This is a genomic window from Bacteroides sp. AM37-9 (assembly GCF_003603455.1).
GTDB classification, from domain to species: Bacteria; Bacteroidota; Bacteroidia; order Bacteroidales; family Bacteroidaceae; genus Bacteroides; species Bacteroides xylanisolvens.
In genome coordinates, this window is record NZ_QTNF01000041.1 from 25,813 (window position 1) to 47,405 (window position 21,593).

At 40.3% G+C, this 21,593-nt stretch carries 18 protein-coding genes and 1 pseudogene; 12 read left to right on the plus strand and 7 right to left on the minus strand.

Features of this window, described 5'->3' with window-relative positions; genetic code table 11:
- Positions 1-9: 9 nt before the first annotated feature.
- From bglX to DW862_RS22030, 3 genes are all read left to right on the plus strand, one after another.
- Complete coding sequence (gene bglX / locus DW862_RS22020) at positions 10-2,289, plus strand: beta-glucosidase BglX (protein WP_087323718.1); 2,280 nt, start codon at positions 10-12, stop codon at positions 2,287-2,289.
- 70 nt (positions 2,290-2,359) lie between these two features.
- On the plus strand, positions 2,360-4,282 hold the full coding sequence (locus DW862_RS22025; RefSeq protein WP_117685395.1) for a sialate O-acetylesterase: 1,923 nt from the start codon (positions 2,360-2,362) through the stop codon (positions 4,280-4,282).
- Positions 4,283-4,420: 138 nt separating this feature from the next.
- On the plus strand, positions 4,421-5,518 hold the full coding sequence (locus DW862_RS22030; RefSeq protein ID WP_087323713.1) for a cellulase family glycosylhydrolase: 1,098 nt from the start codon (positions 4,421-4,423) through the stop codon (positions 5,516-5,518).
- 346 nt (positions 5,519-5,864) lie between these two features.
- On the opposite strand, the gene DW862_RS22035 is transcribed toward DW862_RS22030, so the two are convergent.
- The 4 genes from DW862_RS22035 to DW862_RS22050 all read right to left on the minus strand — a co-directional run bounded on the left by DW862_RS22035 (position 5,865) and on the right by DW862_RS22050 (position 8,425).
- The gene (locus tag DW862_RS22035; RefSeq protein WP_120070431.1) at positions 5,865-6,788 is read right to left on the minus strand and encodes a transposase; all 924 of its coding nucleotides are present in this window, start codon (positions 6,786-6,788) and stop codon (positions 5,865-5,867) included.
- Positions 6,789-6,898: 110 nt separating this feature from the next.
- Positions 6,899-7,246 carry an IS66 family insertion sequence element accessory protein TnpB gene (gene tnpB, locus DW862_RS22040; protein ID WP_087323712.1) on the minus strand — a complete coding sequence of 116 codons (348 nt, stop codon included), beginning with the start codon at positions 7,244-7,246 and terminating at the stop codon, positions 6,899-6,901.
- Positions 7,230-7,808 (minus strand): hypothetical protein, encoded by a 579-nt coding sequence (locus DW862_RS22045; RefSeq protein WP_133304340.1) that lies wholly within the window; start codon positions 7,806-7,808, stop codon positions 7,230-7,232. The genes tnpB and DW862_RS22045 overlap by 17 nt, the downstream gene beginning before the upstream one ends.
- 149 nt (positions 7,809-7,957) lie before the next feature.
- Entirely contained in the window at positions 7,958-8,425 is a 468-nt protein-coding gene (locus DW862_RS22050) for a hypothetical protein (RefSeq protein ID WP_004299546.1), read from the minus strand.
- Positions 8,426-8,762: 337 nt separating this feature from the next.
- Between DW862_RS22050 and DW862_RS22055 the strand changes: the two genes are divergently transcribed.
- Entirely contained in the window at positions 8,763-9,782 is a 1,020-nt protein-coding gene (locus DW862_RS22055; protein ID WP_087323708.1) for a DUF2059 domain-containing protein, read from the plus strand.
- Positions 9,783-9,868: 86 nt separating this feature from the next.
- A complete protein-coding gene (locus tag DW862_RS22060) occupies positions 9,869-11,062 on the plus strand; it encodes a TlpA disulfide reductase family protein (protein ID WP_120070434.1) in 1,194 nt (397 codons plus the stop codon).
- 125 nt (positions 11,063-11,187) lie between these two features.
- Here DW862_RS22060 and DW862_RS22065 read toward each other — a convergent pair whose 3' ends face one another.
- Positions 11,188-12,255, minus strand: a complete 1,068-nt coding sequence (locus tag DW862_RS22065; RefSeq protein ID WP_120070439.1) for a M20 family metallo-hydrolase — start codon at positions 12,253-12,255, stop codon at positions 11,188-11,190.
- Positions 12,256-12,364: 109 nt separating this feature from the next.
- On the opposite strand from DW862_RS22065, the gene DW862_RS22070 reads away from it, so the two are divergent.
- Positions 12,365-14,179 carry a long-chain fatty acid--CoA ligase gene (locus tag DW862_RS22070; protein WP_008024263.1) on the plus strand — a complete coding sequence of 605 codons (1,815 nt, stop codon included), beginning with the start codon at positions 12,365-12,367 and terminating at the stop codon, positions 14,177-14,179.
- Positions 14,180-14,424: 245 nt separating this feature from the next.
- Here the strand turns inward: DW862_RS22070 and DW862_RS22075 are convergent.
- A pseudogene (locus DW862_RS22075) lies at positions 14,425-14,751 on the minus strand (insulinase family protein); the annotation flags it as partial.
- 271 nt (positions 14,752-15,022) lie between these two features.
- On the opposite strand from DW862_RS22075, the gene prfB reads away from it, so the two are divergent.
- The 6 genes from prfB to DW862_RS22100 all read left to right on the plus strand — a co-directional run bounded on the left by prfB (position 15,023) and on the right by DW862_RS22100 (position 20,993).
- Positions 15,023-16,139 (plus strand): peptide chain release factor 2 gene (prfB, locus tag DW862_RS22080; RefSeq protein WP_117683141.1). Its coding sequence is split into 2 segments (ribosomal slippage): positions 15,023-15,085 and positions 15,087-16,139, totalling 1,116 coding nucleotides; the frame shifts between segments, so codons are not numbered across the junction.
- A gap of 84 nt (positions 16,140-16,223) precedes the next feature.
- Positions 16,224-16,358 carry a hypothetical protein gene (locus DW862_RS26645; protein ID WP_049701693.1) on the plus strand — a complete coding sequence of 45 codons (135 nt, stop codon included), beginning with the start codon at positions 16,224-16,226 and terminating at the stop codon, positions 16,356-16,358.
- 235 nt (positions 16,359-16,593) lie between these two features.
- Positions 16,594-17,646, plus strand: coding sequence for a porin (locus DW862_RS22085; protein WP_120070446.1), 1,053 nt, complete (start codon positions 16,594-16,596; stop codon positions 17,644-17,646).
- A 118-nt stretch (positions 17,647-17,764) separates the two neighbouring features.
- Entirely contained in the window at positions 17,765-18,232 is a 468-nt protein-coding gene (locus DW862_RS22090; RefSeq protein WP_117683142.1) for a CYTH domain-containing protein, read from the plus strand.
- A gap of 58 nt (positions 18,233-18,290) precedes the next feature.
- Entirely contained in the window at positions 18,291-19,583 is a 1,293-nt protein-coding gene (locus DW862_RS22095; RefSeq protein ID WP_117683218.1) for a DUF4010 domain-containing protein, read from the plus strand.
- A gap of 147 nt (positions 19,584-19,730) precedes the next feature.
- Complete coding sequence (locus DW862_RS22100; protein WP_120070449.1) at positions 19,731-20,993, plus strand: ATP-binding protein; 1,263 nt, start codon at positions 19,731-19,733, stop codon at positions 20,991-20,993.
- Positions 20,994-21,153: 160 nt separating this feature from the next.
- On the opposite strand, the gene DW862_RS22105 is transcribed toward DW862_RS22100, so the two are convergent.
- Positions 21,154-21,483 (minus strand): DNA/RNA non-specific endonuclease, encoded by a 330-nt coding sequence (locus DW862_RS22105; protein ID WP_243636521.1) that lies wholly within the window; start codon positions 21,481-21,483, stop codon positions 21,154-21,156.
- Between the last annotated feature and the right edge of the window lie 110 nt (positions 21,484-21,593).

Sequence of the window (21,593 nt, forward strand, 5' to 3'; positions counted from 1 at the left end):
GGTAAATATATGAAAATAAGGAATCTTTTATGTTATGTTTTGTGCGGATTTATATTCTTTTCTTGTTCGCAATCTAACGAAAGGAAAGATATAGAGATGGATCATTTTATTACAGATTTGCTGAATCAAATGACTCTCCATGAGAAGCTCGGACAGTTGAATTTGCCTTCCGGTGGTGACCTTGTTACCGGTTCTGTAATGAACGGTGAGCTTGGAGAGATGATTCGTAAACAGGAGATCGGTGGCTTTTTCAATGTAAAGGGAGTCCATAAGATTTACGCCCTGCAACGTTTGGCCGTGGAGGAAAGTCGTCTGAAAATTCCCTTGCTTGTTGGTGCGGATGTTATCCATGGTTATGAAACCATTTTTCCTATTCCTTTAGCGCTTTCCTGTAGTTGGGATACACTGGCAGTGGAACGGATGGCTCGTATTTCTGCCGTTGAAGCCAGTGCCGACGGTATCAGTTGGACTTTCAGTCCCATGGTTGACATTTGTCGCGATAGCCGTTGGGGACGCATTGCCGAAGGTAGTGGTGAAGACCCTTATTTGGGTTCTCTGTTTGCAAAAGCATATGTGCGCGGTTATCAGGGTAACAATATGCAGGGAAAAGATGAGATCTTGTCCTGTGTGAAACATTTTGCACTTTATGGTGCTTCCGAGTCAGGTCAGGATTACAACACGGTGGATATGAGTCGGCAACGTATGTATAATGAATATCTTGCCCCTTATCGGGCAGCAGTTGATGTCGGTGTTGGTAGTGTGATGAGCTCCTTTAATTTGGTGGATGGCATTCCAGCTACAGCGAATAAATGGTTGCTGACTGACCTGTTGCGTGATGAATGGGGCTTCCGCGGGCTATTGGTGACAGACTATAACTCTATTGCCGAAATGTCCACTCATGGTGTGGCCCCTCTGAAAGAGGCTTCCATACGTGCTTTACAGGCGGGAACGGACATGGATATGGTTTCCTGCGGTTTTCTGAACACACTTGCAGAATCTCTGAAAGAGGGTAAGGTTACCGAGGAACAGATTAATACAGCTTGCCGACGTGTGTTGGAAGCAAAGTATAAATTAGGTCTGTTTTCAGATCCGTATAAATACTGTGATACCTTACGTACCAAAGATGTTCTTTATGCGGATGTTCACCGTGCCGCAGCACGTGAGATTGCTGCTGAAACATTTGTCCTGCTGAAGAACACCGATAATCTGCTTCCGCTCGAACAGAAGGGACGAATAGCCCTAATAGGACCTATGGCTGATGCGCGTAACAATATGTGCGGAATGTGGAGTATGACTTGTACTCCTTCCCGTCATGCTACTTTGTTGGAGAGTCTTCGTTCTGCAGTAGGTGATAAGGCTGAAATACTATATGCGAAAGGTAGCAATATCTACTATGACGAGAGGCTTGAGAAGGGTGCTGTCGGCATACGTCCTTTGGAACGTGGCGACAATCGTCAATTACTGGATGATGCACTTGCTACAGCTGCTCGCGCGGATATTATTGTTGCTGCTTTAGGTGAATGTGCGGAAATGAGTGGCGAATCGGCTTCACGTACAAATCTTAATATTCCCGATGCCCAACAGGATTTGTTGAAGGCTTTGGTAAAAACGGGTAAACCTGTTGTGCTGCTTTTGTTTACGGGGCGCCCGTTAGTTTTGAATTGGGAGGAGGCGAATGTCCATTCCATTTTGAATGTCTGGTTTGGTGGTAGTGAAACGGGTGACGCTATTGCTGATGTGTTGTTCGGCAAAATGTCTCCGAGTGGTAAATTGACTACTACTTTTCCCCGTTCGGTCGGTCAGCTTCCTTTATTCTATAATCACTTGAACACAGGACGTCCCGACCCTGATAATAGTACTTTCAATCGTTATTCCAGTAATTATTTGGATACAACCAATGAACCTCTTTATCCTTTCGGATACGGTTTAAGTTATACCCGTTTTACCTATGGAGATATGCATTTGAGTTCGGAAACATTATCTGAGAATGGAGACTTGACGGTATCTGTGACCGTGAGTAATGTAGGGAATTATGATGGATACGAGATAGTACAACTTTATTTGCATGATATATACGCGGAAATAGCCCGGCCGATAAAAGAACTGAAAGGTTTCGAACGAATCTTCCTGAGAAAGGGTGAAAGCCGTGAAGTGAAGTTTATCATTACCGCAGCAGACTTGAAGTTTTATAATTCGGAATTGCAATATCTTTATGAGCCGGGAGAATTTGATGTAATGGTAGGGCCGAACTCTCGCGATGTACAGACTAAACGTTTTAAAGCTGAATAATGTGAACGATAGCTATAGCACAGTTTGATATAAAATAAGTAGAAATAGATGATTATAAAAAGAAATAAAGATGAAAAAACTTCGATACTTTCTCATATTGACATGTATGATTTTATGCGTTGACAATGTCGTTGCCGAGATTGTCTTGCCTCAAATTTACACTGACAATATGGTACTACAACGAAATTCAACCATTACAATGTCAGGGCATGCCAATCCGAAATCGAGAGTTACTCTCTCTGCTGACTGGTTACAGGAAAGTATATCGACACAGGCCAATATCGACGGTTACTTCTCATTGCGTTTTAGCACTCCTGTTGCTGGTGGTCCTTACTCAATGGTAATAAATGATGGTGTAGATAAAAAAGTATTGCAAAATATTCTCATTGGTGAGGTCTGGATATGCTCAGGGCAGTCGAACATGGAATTCCCGATACGTGGAGACTGGGCCAGACTTATGGATGCCGATCAGATTGTCGCTTCAATGCATCATCCGGCTCTGCGTTTAATGCAAATTAAGAATACAACATCGCTCGCTCCACTTGATGATGCTGCCGTAGAATATGGTTGGATAGAATCTTCGCCATCGGCAGCTTCGTTTTCGGCAATAGGTTATTTATATGGCACGATGCTACAGGATTCGCTTAATATACCTATCGGTATTATAGATGCCACATGGGGAGGAACGGATATTGAAGCATGGACTCCTCAAAAATCTCTAAGGAATGTGCCTGAAATAAAAAACATAAACCGGCTGCTCGAAAGTAGCCTTTCGGAAGATGAACTACGGGATAACATATTCAAAAAGCTTTATGATGAATATGATGCACCTCAGAAGATTGAATATCCTATTAATCGGGCGCTTTTTCATCAGGAAATTCCATGGAAGAGCATGAGTGTGCCGTCTCTATGGGAAGACAATGGCCTGCCAGGGCTCGATGGTGTTGTTGTATTTCAATATGAATTGGAACTTCCACAGGAAGCTGCCGGTAGCCCCTTGCAATTGCATATCGGAGCAATAGATGATTATGACTGCACATATTTCAATGGGGTTAAAGTAGGGGTTACATCAGGTTTTGAGAAAGCTCGTCATTACTTTGTCGATGGTCGCTATGTTAATGCTGGAAAAAACGTCATAACTATTGAGGTAGTAGACAATGGTGGAGGTGGTGGTATTTGGAAATCATCATATGCAGATGTCAATGGTGTGTCATATTCATTAGACGGAATGTGGTCGTATATAGTTTTAAGTGATTTTGCGAAGTCGCACATAAAATTCAAAGAGCCTACATCGCCTAATTTCCCGACCGTGCTCTATAATGCAATGATTTATCCACTTACGCAAATGCCTGTTGCCGGTGTTATATGGTATCAAGGTTGCAATAACGTTGGGCGTGACCAAATGTATGAGGTATGTTTCAAGAATATGATAAAAGGATGGCGTGAAGCATTTGGAAAACCTGATATGCCGTTCTATTTTGTGCAGTTGGCTGGTTTTCTGCAGCCTGTTGCGGTGCAGCCGGAGTCTGAATGGGCTCTTCTGCGTCAGGCACAAGCGAAAGCTCTTGAATTACCAAATACCGCAATGGCAAGTGCTGTAGATTTAGGCAATCCAATTGATATCCACCCGACAAATAAGGCTGAAGTCGCACGACGACTATGTCTTTTGGCTTTGGATAAGACGTATGGACAACGACAAATCTGCGAGGCTCCTGTATGTATTGAAACAAAGTTTGAAGGTAACAAAGCCCTGCTGAGATTCGACAAATTAGTAAAATCTCATGGAGGTGTAATTACAGGATTTATTGTTGGTGACAAGGATAATAATTGGGGATATGCAAATGCCCGAATGATTGATGACAAGACGATAGAATTAAAATCTGTTCTTGTAGAGAGACCTTCAGTTGTGCGCTATAATTGGGCTGATTATCCGGACGGTAACCTTTATGGAGACAATAATCTCCCTGTTTTGCCTTTTGCGACTGATAAGTAGAATAAGTGATCTCAGTTAGCGTCTCAGTAAAACATGGAACGTCTCCTTTTTAGTGTTAAAAATCAGACAATAACCATATTTTGTAGGGAGTTCCTTACACATTAATCAATTGAAAATAGTATCATAAATTATTATACAATGAAAAATAAATGGAATGTTAGTGTTGTGTTTTTATTCTTTTTAGCGGGAATATGTGTATGTGCCTGTACACAGAAATCTAGTTCTTCAAATAACAGCCGTTGGCCGGAAGAGAAAATACAGAAATGGTATGACAATCAGCCTTGGCTGGTCGGTTGCAATTATATTCCGGCAACGGCAATCAATCAGATAGAAATGTGGAGTACGGATACTTTCGATCCTGAACAGATTGACAAAGAACTATCATGGGCGCATGAACTGGGCTTTAATACCTTACGCGTTTTCTTGAGCAGTGTCGTATGGCAAAATGATGCGGCAGGAATGAAGAAACGTATGGATGAATTCTTGAATATTTGCAGGAAGTATTCAATCCGCCCTATGTTTGTGTTCTTCGATGATTGTTGGAATCCGGAGTCAACTTATGGTGAACAACCAAAACCGAAGCCGGGTGTTCATAATTCCGGCTGGGTGCAGGACCCTTCGTGTAGCTTGCGCAAAGATACACTGACTTTATATCCTTTTCTACAAGAGTATGTAAAAGATATTGTTCGGACCTATGCTAACGATGACCGGATATTGATGTGGGATTTGTATAATGAACCCGGAAATAGTAAACATGAAGAAACTTCTTTGTCTTTATTGACAAATGTCTTTCGTTGGGTGCGCGATTGTAAACCGTCACAACCGATTACTGCCGGTGTATGGGACTATAATTCGCCCCGGAAGAATGTCCTGAATGCGTTTGTGTTGAATCATTCGGACATCATCTCTTATCATAATTACGATAATGAGGAGCGGCATGGCGAATGTATCAAATTTCTGAAGATGCTTAACCGTCCGTTGATCTGTACTGAATATATGGCGCGTCGCAATGACAGCCGCTTTTGTAATGTTCTTCCTTTGATGAAAAAAGAAAAGGTAGGCGCCATCAATTGGGGATTTGTTGCAGGAAAGACAAATACTATTTTTGCCTGGGATGACGTTATTTCGTCAGGCGAAGAACCGGAATTATGGTTTCATGATATCTATCGTTCTACCGGAGTACCTTATCAACAGGAAGAAGTCGATTGTATTCAATCTCTGACAGGAGAAAGATAGAATCCACATAAAGATTATTATCCGCAAACATCTTCATCAAACCGCTTCTGGCAAATTGGATTTCAGCTTGTTCAATTTGTTTGTCAATGAAGTCCGGATAACCAAATCTTTTATATCGTTCGGACTCCGGCTTTACCCCGTGTGGATATGCAAAGTGCCGTATATCCCTTTTGGAAGATAACTCGGAAGTCCGAACCGCGCAGGTTCAGGCTTTCCGAGCTGGGTGGGGCTACCGAACTTAGCAGGCGAATTGAATTAGTCCACCAAAATCTGCCTGAATCTCACAAATTCTTTTTATATTTGTGATTCAAGAGCACAAGATAAGGAAAATGATGAAACAGTCTATTTATTCTTTTAAACAATTACTGTCAGGAGGCTTGCTTTGTTGCGTAAGCGTCTCTGCGATGCCGTTACTTCTTCCATTTGTCCAAATATATCCTTTGCAGGAATTCTTTCCGGTCTTTGATTGGATTCCTTTTTCCAATATGGTATGATAAGTCTCATCCATATGCAGATAATCATCCTTGTGGACGGCATCGTGCAGAACTTCCTGCAGGACATCAAACACCCGGGCCGCTTTCCGGATCAGCCCGTGTGCGGTGGACTTGTTCATTTTGAAGCCGTTTTCGGCAAAGAGTTTGATGATTCTTTCCACCGACATGGAATAAATATAACGTAATTGCAGGATACCGGTAATGAAAGAGGCATCATAATTGGAGTTCAGCAACGGCGTGGCAGGCAGGCTCCCGGCTATAATATTTCCCATGTACCGGCAATAATACTGGTGGTTAATATGTTTGATGAAACGGGGAGGGATATATTCGTAGCGGATGGAATCCACTATCTTCAAAAACTCCCCAAATTCGGGCTGGAAGCCGGGACAGGACGGATAGATGTCATGTTCTTGTATCTCCAGGTCAAAGTATTCCTTACGCCGGGCATTGTTGTTGCCGCGTTCCTTTGGAGAGGGAGCTTTTTTCTTTCGGTTCCCTACCGGTTCGTCAGCGGATGGAATAGGGATTATTTTCTCTGATTTTTTAGTTATCAGTTTGCTTAATGCCTGGTTAGTCTTCTGCATTTTCTGCATAGACGCTTCCTTTGCAGAAAAGGCTTTTTCAAGCGATTGTAGTGCTTCTGTAAGAGTTTCAACCTGATGGGTAAGAAGGAAGACATTGTTCGACTGGGCAGACAACTGTTCGGGCATACGCTTGTTCTGATCAAGCAGCTGATTGTTTTGTTCTTTGGAAAAACGTAATTGTTCCTCCAGCAAGCTTATTATCCGTTTGTAATTTATGGTGTAAAGATACGGATAATATGTTAGTAAAATAAATTATGTTCATGATTAAATATTTGTATATCAATGTGTTAATCTGTTAAAAGCTAGGTTTTAAAACGTTTTCTCAGAAGTACTGAGCGCGGCGAGATGCCTTTCATTATCATAAAAAAGATCTCCCATTCAAGCTTACACAGCCCTTGAGAAGACTTAAAACGGGGTAATTCAAAAGTACCTTCTTCCAATCGTTTTTGATATAAAATAAATCCATCGGTATCCCAGCGAAGTACTTTGACCATGTCTTTTTTCTTGCCGAAAAACAGGAAAGCGTCTCCGCTTAAGGGGTTGGCATTCATCTGCGAGCGGATTAATTCAGAAAGGCATTCGATTCCTTTATTCATATCAATATAGCGTGGATAAAGGTAGTAACTAATGTATTCATTCAGACTGAACATAGCTTTGGGTACTTAGTTTGTTATAGGATTCGATGAATTTGGTCAATGCCGTGGCATGGGCTTGTCGGATATTGACTGTCACGCCGTCAGGAAATGTAATGGAAACGCCTTTTAAAACTTCAGGGGAGGATACAACCTGCACGGCAGCCGGCTCTTGTTCAGCAGGCGGACGGGAAGTTTTACGCCGTCCGTAAAAGGTCTGGGGGATTTCAAAAGCGGGAGCAGAGGTGGAACGTTTCAACAAGACTTCATAATATAATACGCTGAGATCAATGCCACGACGACGCATCCATTGACGGACACTTTCAACACGGACATTGTAGAGTTCACAAAAAGACTGAAAACTCAAATAACTGTCAGGAAAACTACGAAGATGGTGCTTGTAGTCTTCAACAATCAAAGGATAAGGAAGATTAGGAGGAGCCGTCTTTTTTTTGAGGGCAAAGGTAGAAGACAATGGCAAATAAAACAAGACGGCATCGCGGAGACGCTTACCGATTTGAAGTATGTCGGTGAAAGTGGTGAAAGCGTGATAGAAGGGCTTTTGCATGGTCGCTTTCACCCGTTTTCTTGTTTTGGACGGAGGTTTCAGGAAGAAGGTGAAAGCGGTGAAGGATGTAGTCTTATAGATGATTTACTTTCATTGTTTGATTGAATAGTAAGGCTTTTTTAGTTATCTGTTAAATTGATAATATATCTGCTTAGAGGGGATTATTTAATAGCATCGAACTTCAGTGTCCCGTTTACGTCGATAATTTTCAAAGTACGGTTACCCTTTATTCCCATATCAATGAAATTGACCTTGTATAAACCATTTCCCAATGCAGTTACTGATGTTACTTTAGATATGTCGCTTGGTCCGTCTTGCATACCTGTTCGGAAGTTCCATATCGCATATCCTTCGCCGTCATACTCGTAGTTATCTTTCAGCTGCTTTTGCAATTTGGCTGTACAATGCTTTTTTACTGCCGGAACATAATTCTTTGCTCCAAAAACGTAGTTTGCGTAGAAATCTTTGATGAACTGAATGGTTTTGGTATTGTCCACTTTAGGTGATTGTAGAATAATGGCAGTCCCATTGGCGAGAACAGCCTCATTGTCGAGACAACAAGCTTGAATTTGTATGGGTTGTAGGGCAAATCCTAGATGAATGATATATAAAAATAAAATCTTTTTCATATTCGTATATTATGTATTTTGAAAGTCTTATTTAGATTTAGCGACCTATTGCAAAGATAGCGTTAATTACGAAAAATGAACGAAGTATGTGAGAAAAAGATAATAATATCATATCAAAAGATGAAATGAATTGTCCAAAGCCATTTTGATAAGAGAGGGGAATGAATGTTATAATTAGCGATGAATAGGGGATATTTCGTTTATCTATACATTGCAGGGCAGCCGGATAGTAGCCTCATTGATTGTACTATTCTATTAAATGATATAGATTTAATGTGTATCTTTGTAAAAAATGCAAAATAAAATATGGAATCAAAATAAATGAAATTAGATAATTATGAAAAACATTTTCCTTCCTAAAGTAACGATGTGTATAATTGCACTGTTTACTTTAATTTTACCAGCTTCTGCACAAAATACAAATGCGACAGATGAGTACAAAGAAACGTTGAAGAAAATCATGGATTTTTCTGGTACTTCGACTACTACGGATGACTTTCTCCAGAGATTATCATCTATAATGAAATTGAATGCGCCGAAAAAGGATGAGGCTTATTGGAATGAGTTCTCTAAAAACTGGAAAGAGAAAGTAGAAAATAAGATGTTTGAAATGTATATGCCTGTTTATGAGAAGCATTTAACATTGGAAGAATTAAAAGCTGTTGCTGCATTTTATGAATCTCCCGTAGGTAAAAAATATAAAGAGGCTTCATTGATTGTTATGCGTGAGACAACACCGTTGTTAGTGCAGCAACTCCATACCGAGATGTCCAAAGAGGTAATGCCGGAGAAAAGTGAACGAGTAAAAAGAGGTGAACAGCGGTTGAAAGAATATGAGCAAAAGAAGAAGCGTGATAAAGAATTATATGCACAAGCCTATATGCTTCCAAGCGATAGTATAGTTATAGTTCCTGAAGAAGTGTATGAGAAAGCGTATGAGAATGGGATGTCTACAAGTCCTTCTTTATATTCGATTGAAAGGAGAAAGAATGATACTAAAGTGACATTCATACAACCTATTTATTGGGATTGGCAATGGTTGTATTATAGTCCGGGATTTAAGATTATCGATAAGAAAAGTGGCGATGAGTATAATGTGCGGGGATATGATGGTGGAGCTCCGATGGGGAGGCTGTTGGCTGTCAAAGGATTTAATCATAAATATATTTATATCAGTCTTTTATTCCCGAAACTGAAGAAAAGTGTGAAAGAAATAGATATTCTTGAGTTGCCACACAAAAAAGATAAAGAACAGTTGCCTTCTAATGATGATGGAAAGTTTAAATCATTTTTTAATATAGAGGTGAAGGATTATCAGGTCGTTTCCGATAAGAAAAATAAGAAGATCTATTATTAGTTTAAATGATTATTAGAATTTGAAATGACAATAGCAGGTATTGAACATAAGTGTGAACTGTTTTTTTTGATATAAACTTATTCCGTATGAGAAATCGAATTATGATTTTATGCACGTTTTGTGCTATTGCTATATTTTCTTCTGCACAAGGAAAGTTTTCGATTAGAGGCAATGCTGGTGAGAAATGGAATAATCAGTTGTTGTATTTGTGTCTGATGGATGATGGAGAGAAAGCCAAAGAAGTCATTCTCGACAGTGCAAAAGTGAAAAAGGGAAAGTTCTCTTTTTCTGGTGTACGTCAGACACCGAATATTGCACTTATTAAGGATAGGGATGGAGAAACTTATCCGTTGATTCTCGAAAAAGGAAAGATTGTGATTAATCTTACCACGAGGACCGTAGGAGGTACACCGCTGAACGATACTTTGGATGTGGCTTGGAAAGGAATGCAGTCGGTGATAAATAATAACAAACAAATAGTGAAAAGTAATATTTCACTTGTTATGAGCCAGAAATCCGGAGAGAGTTTTAGAGAAGCACTGAAACGGGATACTGCATTTGCTGCAATATGGCGGAAAAATGTGGAGATAGATTTGGCACAGAGGGATTCGATTCGCGCTTTTGTAGAAGAACACCAAAACAGTTTGGTGGGAGTATTTCTGTTATCTTTAGAAGAAGTGTCTATGTATTACAGTCTATTAGAAGATATGATGAGCGAGGCTTCTCCTGTGTTTTCGCAGCATGTATTGGTGAAAGATAAATTAGAAAAAATGAGGCAAATGGCCCGGCGTTTTGAGGCCGAGCGTGAAAAGAAAATGACTCCGGAGGAGCGTGAAGAACAAAAGAAACGGCAGGCAATGGACGCTAAGATAAAGATTGGCGAACGTTTTCCGAACGCTAAGGTGAAAGACAATGCTGGAGAGATAAAACAGTTGTCCGACTATGTAGGTAAGGGGAAGTATGTGTTAATAGACTTTTGGGCTTCATGGTGCGGTCCGTGCCGGAATGAAATGCCCAATGTGAAAGCTGCTTATGAAAAATATGCTTCTAAGGGATTTGAGGTGATTAGCATCTCTATAGATAAGAAACAGAAACCTTGGAGGACTGCTATTGAAGAACTCGGAATGAACTGGATACAAGTATTGAATGTGGATGCTGCTGATGTATATGGTATTTATGCAATACCCAAAACTTTTCTTGTAGATCCTAAGGGCATTGTTGTTGCAAAAGATTTAAGAAGTAAGAAGCTGGAAAAGACATTGTTTAATCTGTTGGAATGATTGTTGTATTATAGTATCGTGATTTGCTAATCTGGATGAATTTGTTCGTATTGGTGGACAATTCATACTTGCTGTGACAGTTAAGTTATATCGGATTTCTTACAGCAAGTATGAATAGCTATGGCTTAAATCAGAAGCCCGTCCAATAGCTCTAAATAAAGTCCGATAGCTTCTTCTATCTCTTTCAGCATAATATATTCCTCTGCCGTGTGTGAACGTGACGAGCGTCCCGGACCAATTTTTACCGATGGGAAGGACATTAAGGCTTGGTCGGACAATGTTGGAGAACCAAAAGGAACGCGTCCTAACTTCATAGCTTTCTGTACAAATGGGTGTTTCTCGTCAATTCGTGAAGAATTGAGACGGAATGAACGAGCTTGGGCTTCACAGGAAATATGCTTTTTGATTTCAGCAAACAGTTCTTCATTTGAGTAAAGCTCGTTACTCCGGACATCGACGATGAAAGTACATTTGTCGGGAATCACATTGTGTTGTGTACCGGCATTGATAACAGTAACACTCATCTTCACGGGACCCAACAAGGGTGACTCTTTCTCAAAACGATAGTCACGGAACCAGGCAATATCATCTAATACTTTGTAAATAGCATTGTCTCCTTCATTACGCGCTGCGTGTCCCGCCTTACCTGTGGCAGTAACATCCAATACCATTAATCCCTTTTCGGCAATGGCGGGTTGCATCTCTGTCGGTTCGCCCACTATGGCAAATGAGACTGGAGGAAGTCCCGGCAATACGCTCTCAATTCCGTCTTTTCCAGAAACTTCTTCTTCACAAGAGGCCAGATAAATCAGATTATACTTCTGCGAAGTACGACATAGTTGCAGGAACACCTGTAATAACGAAACAACGCTGGCACCGGCATCGTTACTTCCTAATCCATAGATCTTACCGTTTTCTTCACGTGGAGTGAACGGATCTTTCCGCCAACCGTTAACAGGTTTCACTGTGTCTATGTGGGAGTTAAGTAAAATAGTCGGCTTCTTCAGATCAAACATAGGACTAAAGCACCACACATTATTTCCTTTACGTCCCGTCTGCATACCTGCCATTTCAATATAGTTTTGCAGGAAATCCGCAGCTTGGGTTTCTTCCCGGCTGATTGAAGGAATACTAATCAGTGATTTAAGCAGGCTTACAGCCTCTGTTGTCATATACGGAATATCATATTTCATAGTGCAAATCTTTTATCTATACCTTAATATTTGCACAAAGATAGTCGTTTTGAGCAATAGTTTCAAATAAAACTAATACCTTTGTACCATATTTACTAATACAAAGAGTATGACTTATCATCATTTATCTGTCCTGGTCCATCGTCAGGCCGAAAAATATGGCGACAAGGTAGCCTTAAAATACCGTGACTATGAGACAGCTCAATGGATTCCTATTTCATGGAAGCAGTTCTCCGGATCAGTACGGCAAGCAGCTAATGCTTTCGTGGCATTGGGAGTAGAAGAACAAGAGAATATCGGTATATTTTCACAAAATAAACCCGAATGGTTCTATGTCGACTTTGGCGCGTTTGCCAATCGGGCTGTTACTATTCCGTTTTATGCAACGAGTTCACCTGCGCAGGCGCAATATATCATTAATGATGCGCAGATTCGTTTCCTTTTTGTAGGCGAGCAATACCAGTATGATGCTGCTTTCAGCATCTTTGGTTTCTGCACCTCTCTGCAACAACTGATTATTTTTGATCGTTCGGTAGTGAAAGATCCCCGCGACGTATCGTCTATCTATTTTGATGAGTTTATGGCGATGGGAGAGGGATTACCTCACAATGATACGGTAGAAGAGCGTACCGAACGGGCTTCATACGATGACTTGGCAAACATTCTCTATACATCCGGCACAACGGGTGAACCGAAGGGCGTCATGCTTCATCATTCCTGTTATCTGGAACAGTTTCATACACACGATGACCGTTTGACGACCATGTCGGATAAGGATGTATCTATGAACTTCCTCCCCTTGACACACGTGTTTGAGAAAGCATGGTGTTATCTCTGTATTCATAAAGGAGTGCAGATTTGTATCAATCTTCGTCCGGCGGATATTCAGACAACGATTAAGGAAATTCGTCCGACACTGATGTGTAGTGTTCCCCGTTTCTGGGAGAAAGTATATGCAGGTGTACAGGAGAAAATTAACGAAACAACAGGGTTGAAGAAAGCACTGATGCTGGATGCTATCCGGGTAGGTAGAATCCATAATCTGGATTATCTGCGTTTGGGTAAGACTCCTCCGGTGATGAATCAACTGAAATATAAATTCTACGAAAAGACAATCTACTCTCTACTGAAAAAAACAATCGGTATTGAGAACGGTAACTTTTTCCCGACTGCCGGTGCTGCCGTCCCCGATGAAATCAATGAATTTGTCCATTCGGTAGGAATCAATATGGTGGTAGGATATGGTTTGACGGAATCGACGGCCACTGTATCTTGTACATTGCCGGTTGGCTATGATATCGGTTCAGTAGGTGTTGTACTTCCGGGAATTGAAGTGAAAATCGGTGAAGACAATGAAATTCTTCTTCGGGGCAAGACGATTACCAAAGGTTATTATAAGAAAGCAGAAGCTACGGCTGCTGCCATTGAACCGGATGGCTGGTTTCATACAGGTGATGCCGGTTACTTTAAAAATGGCCAGCTTTTCCTGACGGAACGCATTAAAGACCTATTCAAAACATCGAACGGCAAATATGTTGCTCCGCAAGCTTTGGAAACGAAATTGGTTATTGACCGTTATATTGACCAGATTGCCATTATTGCCGATCAGCGTAAGTTTGTTTCCGCTCTGATTGTTCCTGTATATGGGTTTGTGAAAGAGTATGCGGAAGAAAAAGGCATTAAATACAAAGATATGGAGGAACTGTTGAAACATCCGAAGATTGTAGGATTGTTTCGTGCACGGATTGATACACTCCAACAGCAGTTTGCACACTATGAGCAAATCAAACGTTTCACTCTGCTTCCCGAACCGTTCAGTATGGAACGTGGAGAACTGACTAATACGTTGAAATTGAAACGGTCGGTAGTTGCCAAGAATTATAGTGAGCAGATTGAAAAGATGTACGAAGAAAATGAGAAATAAGAGATGGACGGTGACGGTGAACGTTAAATATGAAACGATAAACCGTAAACGATAAGTCGCAAACAATAAAACGGTGAACAAAATCTGTGCAATTGGCAGAGTTGTTCACCGTTTATTATTTATAAGTACATCTCCCTAATTAGTTTGTATTGTTTTCATTTTTACAAATTCCTTATAAAGAAAAACTTCTTGATTTTGATAGTATAAACTTATTTAGAAGACATACTTAGTTTATTCGTTCCTTTTTAGTATCCGAAAATCTGCTCCAGCGTCAATTCTTCAATAAGACCTACAGCTTTCAGCTTATCCAGTTCCAAATCCTTCTTATCTCCCAGAATGCAATAAACATACGTGCGTCCTTTTACCCATTGCTTTTGGAAATCGGCAATGTTTTTCAGCGTCATGTTCTGTATATCATTGTAGAGCTTGATACGTGGGTCTACGTTTTGGCCTAGGTCCTGTGCATTGATATAACTCCAGATGATGTCACCTTTGATGATACGTTCGGTACGCAGGCGGTTCGTTAATCCGTCTTTAGCCAGTTTGAATGCAGCCTCCGATTCCGGCATATTCTCATTCAGTCCGGAGAGTACGACATACGTACGTTCGTTGCCTGGAGATACGTAGAAAGTACAAGCCAAGCGATAGAATTCACTTTTCAGTTCCTCCGGTGTCATGTCCGAAGTACCCAGAGATTATGTCAGGAAGAGTGACAAGCAAGAAAGTTTCAATAGTTTGTTCATAATATGACAACATTTTAATAACAAAAACAAAGGTAGCAGATTTTTGCTTATCTTTGTCCCCCGATATCTGAATTTTGTAAATAATAAAATTGTAAATCAAATGATTACTATTGAACAACTTAAAGACGTGAAAGAGCGCACTGATGCGCTGAGGAGGTATCTTTGACATCGACGGGAAGAAAATTCAAGTCGAAGAAGAGCAATTAAGAACACAAGCTCCGGGATTTTGGGATGACCAGAAGAAGGCCGAAGCTCAAATGAAATTGGTGAAAGACCTGCAAAAGTGGATTGAAGGCTACAACGAACTCAAGACATTGGCAGATGAACTTGAACTGGCATTTGATTTCTATAAAGAAGAACTGGTGACCGAGGAAGATGTGGACGCTGCTTACGCCAAAGCTAGTGAAGCGGTAGAGGCACTCGAACTCAAAAATATGCTTCGTGACGAAGCCGACCAGATGGATTGTGTGTTGAAAATCAATTCAGGTGCCGGTGGTACGGAAAGTCAGGACTGGGCTTCTATGCTGATGCGTATGTATCTGCGTTATGCCGAGACCAACGGTTATAAAGCTACCATTGCCAACCTTCAGGAAGGTGACGAAGCCGGAATCAAAACCTGTACTATCAATATTGAAGGTGATTTTGCATACGGTTATTTGAAGGGAGAGAACGGTGTGCACCGCCTGGTTCGTGTTTCTCCGTACAATGCGCAAGGTAAACGTATGACTTCCTTTGCTTCTGTATTCGTTACTCCGCTGGTGGATGACAGTATCGAGGTAAATATTTTGCCTGCCAACATCTCTTGGGATACATTCCGAAGCGGTGGTGCCGGTGGACAGAATGTAAATAAGGTAGAATCCGGTGTCCGTTTGCGTTATCAATACAAAGATCCTTATACCGGTGAGGAAGAAGAAATTCTGATTGAAAATACCGAAACCCGTGACCAGCCGAAGAACCGTGAGAATGCAATGCGTCAACTACGTTCCATCTTGTATGATAAGGAATTGCAGCATCGTATGGCAGAACAGGCGAAAGTGGAAGCCGGTAAGAAGAAGATCGAGTGGGGTTCCCAGATCCGTAGCTACGTATTTGATGACCGTCGCGTGAAAGATCATCGTACCAACTATCAGACTTCGGATGTGAACGGTGTGATGGATGGCAAAATAGATGGCTTTATCAAAGCTTATCTGATGGAGTTTTCTTCACAAGAATCATAAAAAATAAAATTAGCAAGAATTATTTTTGGAAAGTTAAAAGATTTGTACTTACTTTGTTAGCGTTGAACTTAAAAGCTAACTATTATGAGTAAGGGGAAGAAAAAAGTAGCGATTACCAAAAAAGAAGAAGAACAAGCTCAAAAGGTTGTCAAAATAGTGTTCGTCTCATTAATTATTTTGGCATTGATTATGCTGATTGCATTTTCCTTTTTCGGCTGATAAGTTCACCACAAATTACACGGTCAACCCAGACTGTTTGGCTATTGATAGAATGAATATCAAATCCAATCTGTGTTAATCTGCGTAATCTGTGGTGAACTCTTTGTTTTGTAATGCATTTGTATTCTATGTAATATGAATGTAACTTTTCTGTCATTTTCCTGTATTCGATTTGTCATCTTCGTGTATCCTCACAGTTGTACTTTTGCCGTGAACTTAGTAACATACAACTGAAATGAGTAGAATCACAACGACCGTCGTCATGCTTTTGCTGGCGACAATGGCCTTTGGACAGGCAAAAGAAGATGCCGGGGACGGCAAGAAGCTGGATAAGCAGACAATGGAATTTAAGGATTACCTGCCGGAGATTCACGGAACTATCCGGGGAAAATATGAATACCAGACAGAAACAAGTGAAAGTCGTTTTGAAGTACGTAACGCGCGCTTCAGTGTTTCGGGCAATGTACATCCGATAGTTGCTTATAAAGCGGAAATCGACCTTTCCGACGAAGGTTCCATTAAAATGCTTGATGCGTATGCACGTGTTTTTCCGGTGAAAGACCTGAATTTTACGATCGGTCAGATGCGCGTTCCTTTCACGATAGATGCTCACCGCTCACCACATCAGCAGTATTTTGCCAACCGTTCATTCATTGCCAAGCAAGTAGGAAATGTGCGTGATGTCGGTTTCACAGCTGGTTATACGAATAAAGACGGTTTCCCATTTATTCTTGAAGGGGGATTGTTCAACGGCTCCGGTCTGACAAATCAGAAAGAATGGCATAAAACGCTGAATTACTCCATAAAAGCGCAGTTACTGCCCAATAAGAACTGGAATCTGACACTTAGCACCCAAATGATAAAACCGGAAAATGTGCGGATTAATATGTACGATGCCGGTATCTATTATCAGAATGACCGTTTTCATATTGAGGCGGAATATTTATATAAAATGTACGGCCACGAAGCATTTAAAGATGTTCATGCGGTGAATAGTTTTATTAATTACGATTTACCATTAAAGAAAGTATTCAATAAAATCTCCTTCCTGGCTCGCTATGATATGATGACCGATCATAGTGATGGTAAGATGGATGAAACGACAAAAGCTCTGATTATAAATGATTATGCCCGACATCGTGTGACAGGTGGAATCACACTAAGTCTTTCCAAAGCTTTCATTGCCGACCTCCGATTGAACTTCGAGAAATATTTCTATAAGAACTCCGGCGTTCCAAAAGAATCGGAACGGGACAAAATCGTGATTGAGTTTATGACGAGATTCTGAAATAAATTGAGACTTGAAAATTGAGAATTAAGAATTGTAGTTTTCTGATACATGATGTGAGGTATCAAACTATCATTTTTTAATTCTCAATTTTCAATTTTTAATTTATCTTTGTGCCATGGCACAGGAAATAGAACGTAAATTTTTAGTTATCGGTGAATTCAAGTCTTCGGCTTTTGCGCAGAGTCATATTGTGCAGGGGTATATCAGTAGTGCTCGCGGGCGTACTGTCCGGGTTCGTATTCGGGATGAAAAAGGTTATCTGACAATAAAGGGAGCCTCTAATGCTTCCGGTACCAGTCGTTATGAATGGGAAAAGGAGCTGGCTTTATCAGAAGCAGAAGAATTGATGAGGCTTTGCGAACCGGGGATTATTGACAAGACCCGTTATTTGGTACGTAGTGGCAAACATGTATTTGAGGTCGACGAGTTTTATGATGAGAATGAAGGACTTATTGTGGCAGAAGTAGAGCTGGAATCGGAAGATGAGGCTTTTGTAAAACCCGACTTTATTGGTGAGGAGGTAACGGGCGACATACGCTACTATAACTCACAGCTAATGAAAAAACCGTATAAAACGTGGTGAGCGTTAACAAATAAACCGTATATTTGTTCTTATATAAAAAAGAGAGCAGTGTATGGATATGGAACAGTTGTACAGTTATGTGCCGCGTGAATTGGTTACTTTTGTTTTAGTAACCTTGTTTTCTTTATTAATCGGACTTTCGCAACGTCGAATCAGTCTGAAGCGTGAGGGTGAAACTACTCTTTTCGGAACCGACCGCACCTTTACCTTTATTGGTATACTGGGTTACTTGCTTTATATCTTAGACCCTACGGATATGCGTCTGTTTATGGGAGGTGGAGCGGTATTGGGATTGCTGTTGGGATTAAACTATTATGTAAAGCAATCACAATTTCATGTTTTTGGTGTAACTACCATCATTATTGCCCTGATTACTTATTGTATGGCTCCTATCGTAGCTACCCAACCTTCCTGGTTTTATGTCATGGTAGTTGTGACTGTGCTTCTGCTGACTGAACTCAAACATACTTTTACGGAGTTTGCGCAACGGATGAAGAATGATGAAATGATTACGTTAGCCAAGTTCTTGGCTATCAGTGGTATTATATTACCGATGCTTCCGCATAAGAATCTGATTCCGGATATTAATCTTACTCCTTATTCTATCTGGTTGGCAACGGTAGTAGTATCCGGCATTTCCTATCTCTCTTATCTATTAAAAAGGTATGTATTCCATGAATCCGGAACGTTAGTTTCCGGTATTATTGGTGGATTATACAGCAGTACGGCCACGATCTCGGTACTTGCCCGTAAAAGCCGAAAAGCCTCTGAACAGGAAGCTACTGATTATGTTGCTGCCATGCTGCTGGCTGTCAGCATGATGTTTCTGCGATTTATGATACTGATACTTATTTTCAGTAGAGAAATCTTCCTATCTATTTATCCGTATCTGTTGACTATGGCCGTGGTGGCGGCTATTGTTGCCTGGTTTATCCATTCCCGACAAAAACGACCGGAAGACCAGCCTGCTGAAATAGAAGAAGATGATAGTAGCAACCCGTTGGAATTTAAAGTTGCTTTGATTTTTGCCGTACTCTTTGTGATATTTACTTTCTTAACTCACTATACGTTAGTGTATGCGGGCACAGGCGGATTAAATCTCTTGTCTTTTGTTTCCGGTTTTAGTGATATAACTCCTTTCATATTAAACTTGTTGCAAAATACAGGCAGTGTGGCTGCACTGATAATTACTGCTTGTAGTATGCAGGCTATTATTAGCAATATAATGGTAAACATGTTCTATGCTCTATTCTTTGCAGGGAAGGGGAGTAAACTTCGTCCTTGGATTTTGGGAGGATTCGGTGTGGTAATTGCTTGTAATCTCGTTTTGTTGCTGTTCTTTTATATTTAAGAAAGGGGAGCAATTGATCGTTTTTCATTAGTCCTAGTTCTAGTAATTTACTATTTTGTCGAATATAATCGATGAAATAGATGTGTTTTTGTCGACTATATTCGATAAAAATAATCTATATTTGTCGAATATAATCGATAATGTAAAATGAATAAGGAACTGATAAAAGGATTGATAGCTGAATATCAGCAGTTTGTAAAGAGCGTGTCATTCGTGAAACGTGCGGTGACTCTATCTGATAACTTCAATTATGTCTTTGTAGGTTTACGTCGGGTTGGGAAGTCTTATTTGATGTATCAGCAGATACATCATTTAATAGAGATAGGTATTTCACCGGAAGAGATTCTTTTCTTTAATTTTGAGGATGAGCGAATAGCTGGTATGGATACAGAACATCTTGATATGATAAAGAGATGTTATGAAGAGATGTATTCTCATCGTCCTATATTTTTTTTAGATGAAATACAGATTGTACCGCATTGGGAACAATTTGTCCGACGGCTTGCCGATCAGAAGTACAGGGTTTATGTAACAGGGAGCAATGCTAAGATGTTGAGTAAGGATATAGCTACTACTCTAGGGGGACGTTTTATGATTCAATACGTCTATCCTTTCTCATTCCGTGAGTATTTGTCATCTAACGGTGTTCAATTAGATAAGCTTTGGATTTATAAGAACCGTTCGGAGGTAGTCCGACATTTCGATACTTACTTTCGTTTTGGTGGTTTGCCTGAACTGTTAGTGGCCGAGGGACAAGAGAAGCGACAATGGCTGAGTAGTCTTTTTAATAAGATATTCTTCGGTGATTTAGTGGCTCGTTATTCTATTCGAAATGATATGGCGTTAAAGGTACTCATTCGAAAACTGGCTGAAAGCGTGAAGCAGCCTTCTTCTTTCACTCGTCTGGCTAATTTAGTATCTTCCACAGGCAAGAAGATTACCACTGATACTATTATAGACTATTTGAATTATCTGGAAGATACCTGGATCATGTTTTCTTTAGAAAACTACGCTAGTAAGTTAGCCGATAAAGTGTCCAATAAAAAATATTATTTTATGGATAATGGAATACTTAGTCTGTTTTTAATGGATCCGGAAACTTCTTTATTGGAAAATCTCGTGGCAGTTACATTAAAGAAACGGTATGGTGATGCTTTATATTTCTATCATCGGAATATAGAAGTAGACTTTTATCTGGATGAAGGGCATAAGGCCATACAAGTATCATATAGTTTAAAAGATCCGGAGACTCGAAAACGAGAAGTGAATGCCTTACTGAAACTTGCAGAAAATGTGGCAGTGGATGATCTGTGTATTATTACCAGAGACGAAGAGGAAATGATCGTAGAAGGAGAGAAGACGATTCGGGTTGTGCCGGTGTGGAGGTGGTTGCTGGATGATGAAGGATGAATAAGCTATTCCTGATTTGTAAAGATGCCTGGATAATAAAAATTCAGGACTAAATATTAAAAGAGGGTATGCCAGATTAATGTGCACCCCTCTTTTTTATTATATTTAAAAATCACATGAAATCTTTTATCTAATGATTGCTAGTAACGTGTCTTGTTTTTTACCACTGCCAATCATTTACATTATAAGTTGCTTCTACTGTATTTTCGATATTGTCGGGTAGATTATGGAAGAAATCTATGCCAGTTTCTTGTTCCAAAGCATCAATCGACATGAGATATTTCTTTGGGTCTTTTTTGTCAGGATCATCTTTAAGATTTTCGTGAGGCATATAAAATCCTATTGCTTTATAATTATCTCCGCTACGGAAAAGTACTGCCATAAAGAAATATTTTGGAATAGCTATCTCATTTTTTATATATCCTTTTATCATGCCTTCTCCAATAGTTCCTCCTTTTACAACATATAGTGTATCTGTTGATCTTGAAATGTTATATCCCCATGCTTGTACTTTGTCTTCTCCCGTATTCCAGGCACTTCCACTTTGACCTCAAATCCGCAACTAAGCTCTTCAGCGTCCTTCTTGCGTCTAAACGTCCT

What these genes read in the sequence shown, in the direction of transcription:
- DW862_RS22060 (WP_120070434.1), top strand. Translation starts at nt 9,869, where the DNA reads ATGAGAAATCGAATTATGATTTTATGCACGTTTTGTGCTATTGCTATA.
- DW862_RS22100 (WP_120070449.1), top strand. Translation starts at nt 19,731, where the DNA reads ATGAATAAGGAACTGATAAAAGGATTGATAGCTGAATATCAGCAGTTT.
- DW862_RS22095 (WP_117683218.1), top strand. Translation starts at nt 18,291, where the DNA reads ATGGAACAGTTGTACAGTTATGTGCCGCGTGAATTGGTTACTTTTGTT.
- bglX (WP_087323718.1), top strand. Translation starts at nt 10, where the DNA reads ATGAAAATAAGGAATCTTTTATGTTATGTTTTGTGCGGATTTATATTC.
- DW862_RS22065 (WP_120070439.1), bottom strand. Translation starts at nt 12,255, where the DNA reads ATGAAATATGATATTCCGTATATGACAACAGAGGCTGTAAGCCTGCTT.
- DW862_RS22090 (WP_117683142.1), top strand. Translation starts at nt 17,765, where the DNA reads ATGGCACAGGAAATAGAACGTAAATTTTTAGTTATCGGTGAATTCAAG.
- DW862_RS22085 (WP_120070446.1), top strand. Translation starts at nt 16,594, where the DNA reads ATGAGTAGAATCACAACGACCGTCGTCATGCTTTTGCTGGCGACAATG.
- tnpB (WP_087323712.1), bottom strand. Translation starts at nt 7,246, where the DNA reads ATGTTCAGTCTGAATGAATACATTAGTTACTACCTTTATCCACGCTAT.
- DW862_RS26645 (WP_049701693.1), top strand. Translation starts at nt 16,224, where the DNA reads ATGAGTAAGGGGAAGAAAAAAGTAGCGATTACCAAAAAAGAAGAAGAA.
- DW862_RS22050 (WP_004299546.1), bottom strand. Translation starts at nt 8,425, where the DNA reads ATGAAAAAGATTTTATTTTTATATATCATTCATCTAGGATTTGCCCTA.
- DW862_RS22055 (WP_087323708.1), top strand. Translation starts at nt 8,763, where the DNA reads ATGAAAAACATTTTCCTTCCTAAAGTAACGATGTGTATAATTGCACTG.
- DW862_RS22025 (WP_117685395.1), top strand. Translation starts at nt 2,360, where the DNA reads ATGAAAAAACTTCGATACTTTCTCATATTGACATGTATGATTTTATGC.
- DW862_RS22070 (WP_008024263.1), top strand. Translation starts at nt 12,365, where the DNA reads ATGACTTATCATCATTTATCTGTCCTGGTCCATCGTCAGGCCGAAAAA.
- DW862_RS22030 (WP_087323713.1), top strand. Translation starts at nt 4,421, where the DNA reads ATGAAAAATAAATGGAATGTTAGTGTTGTGTTTTTATTCTTTTTAGCG.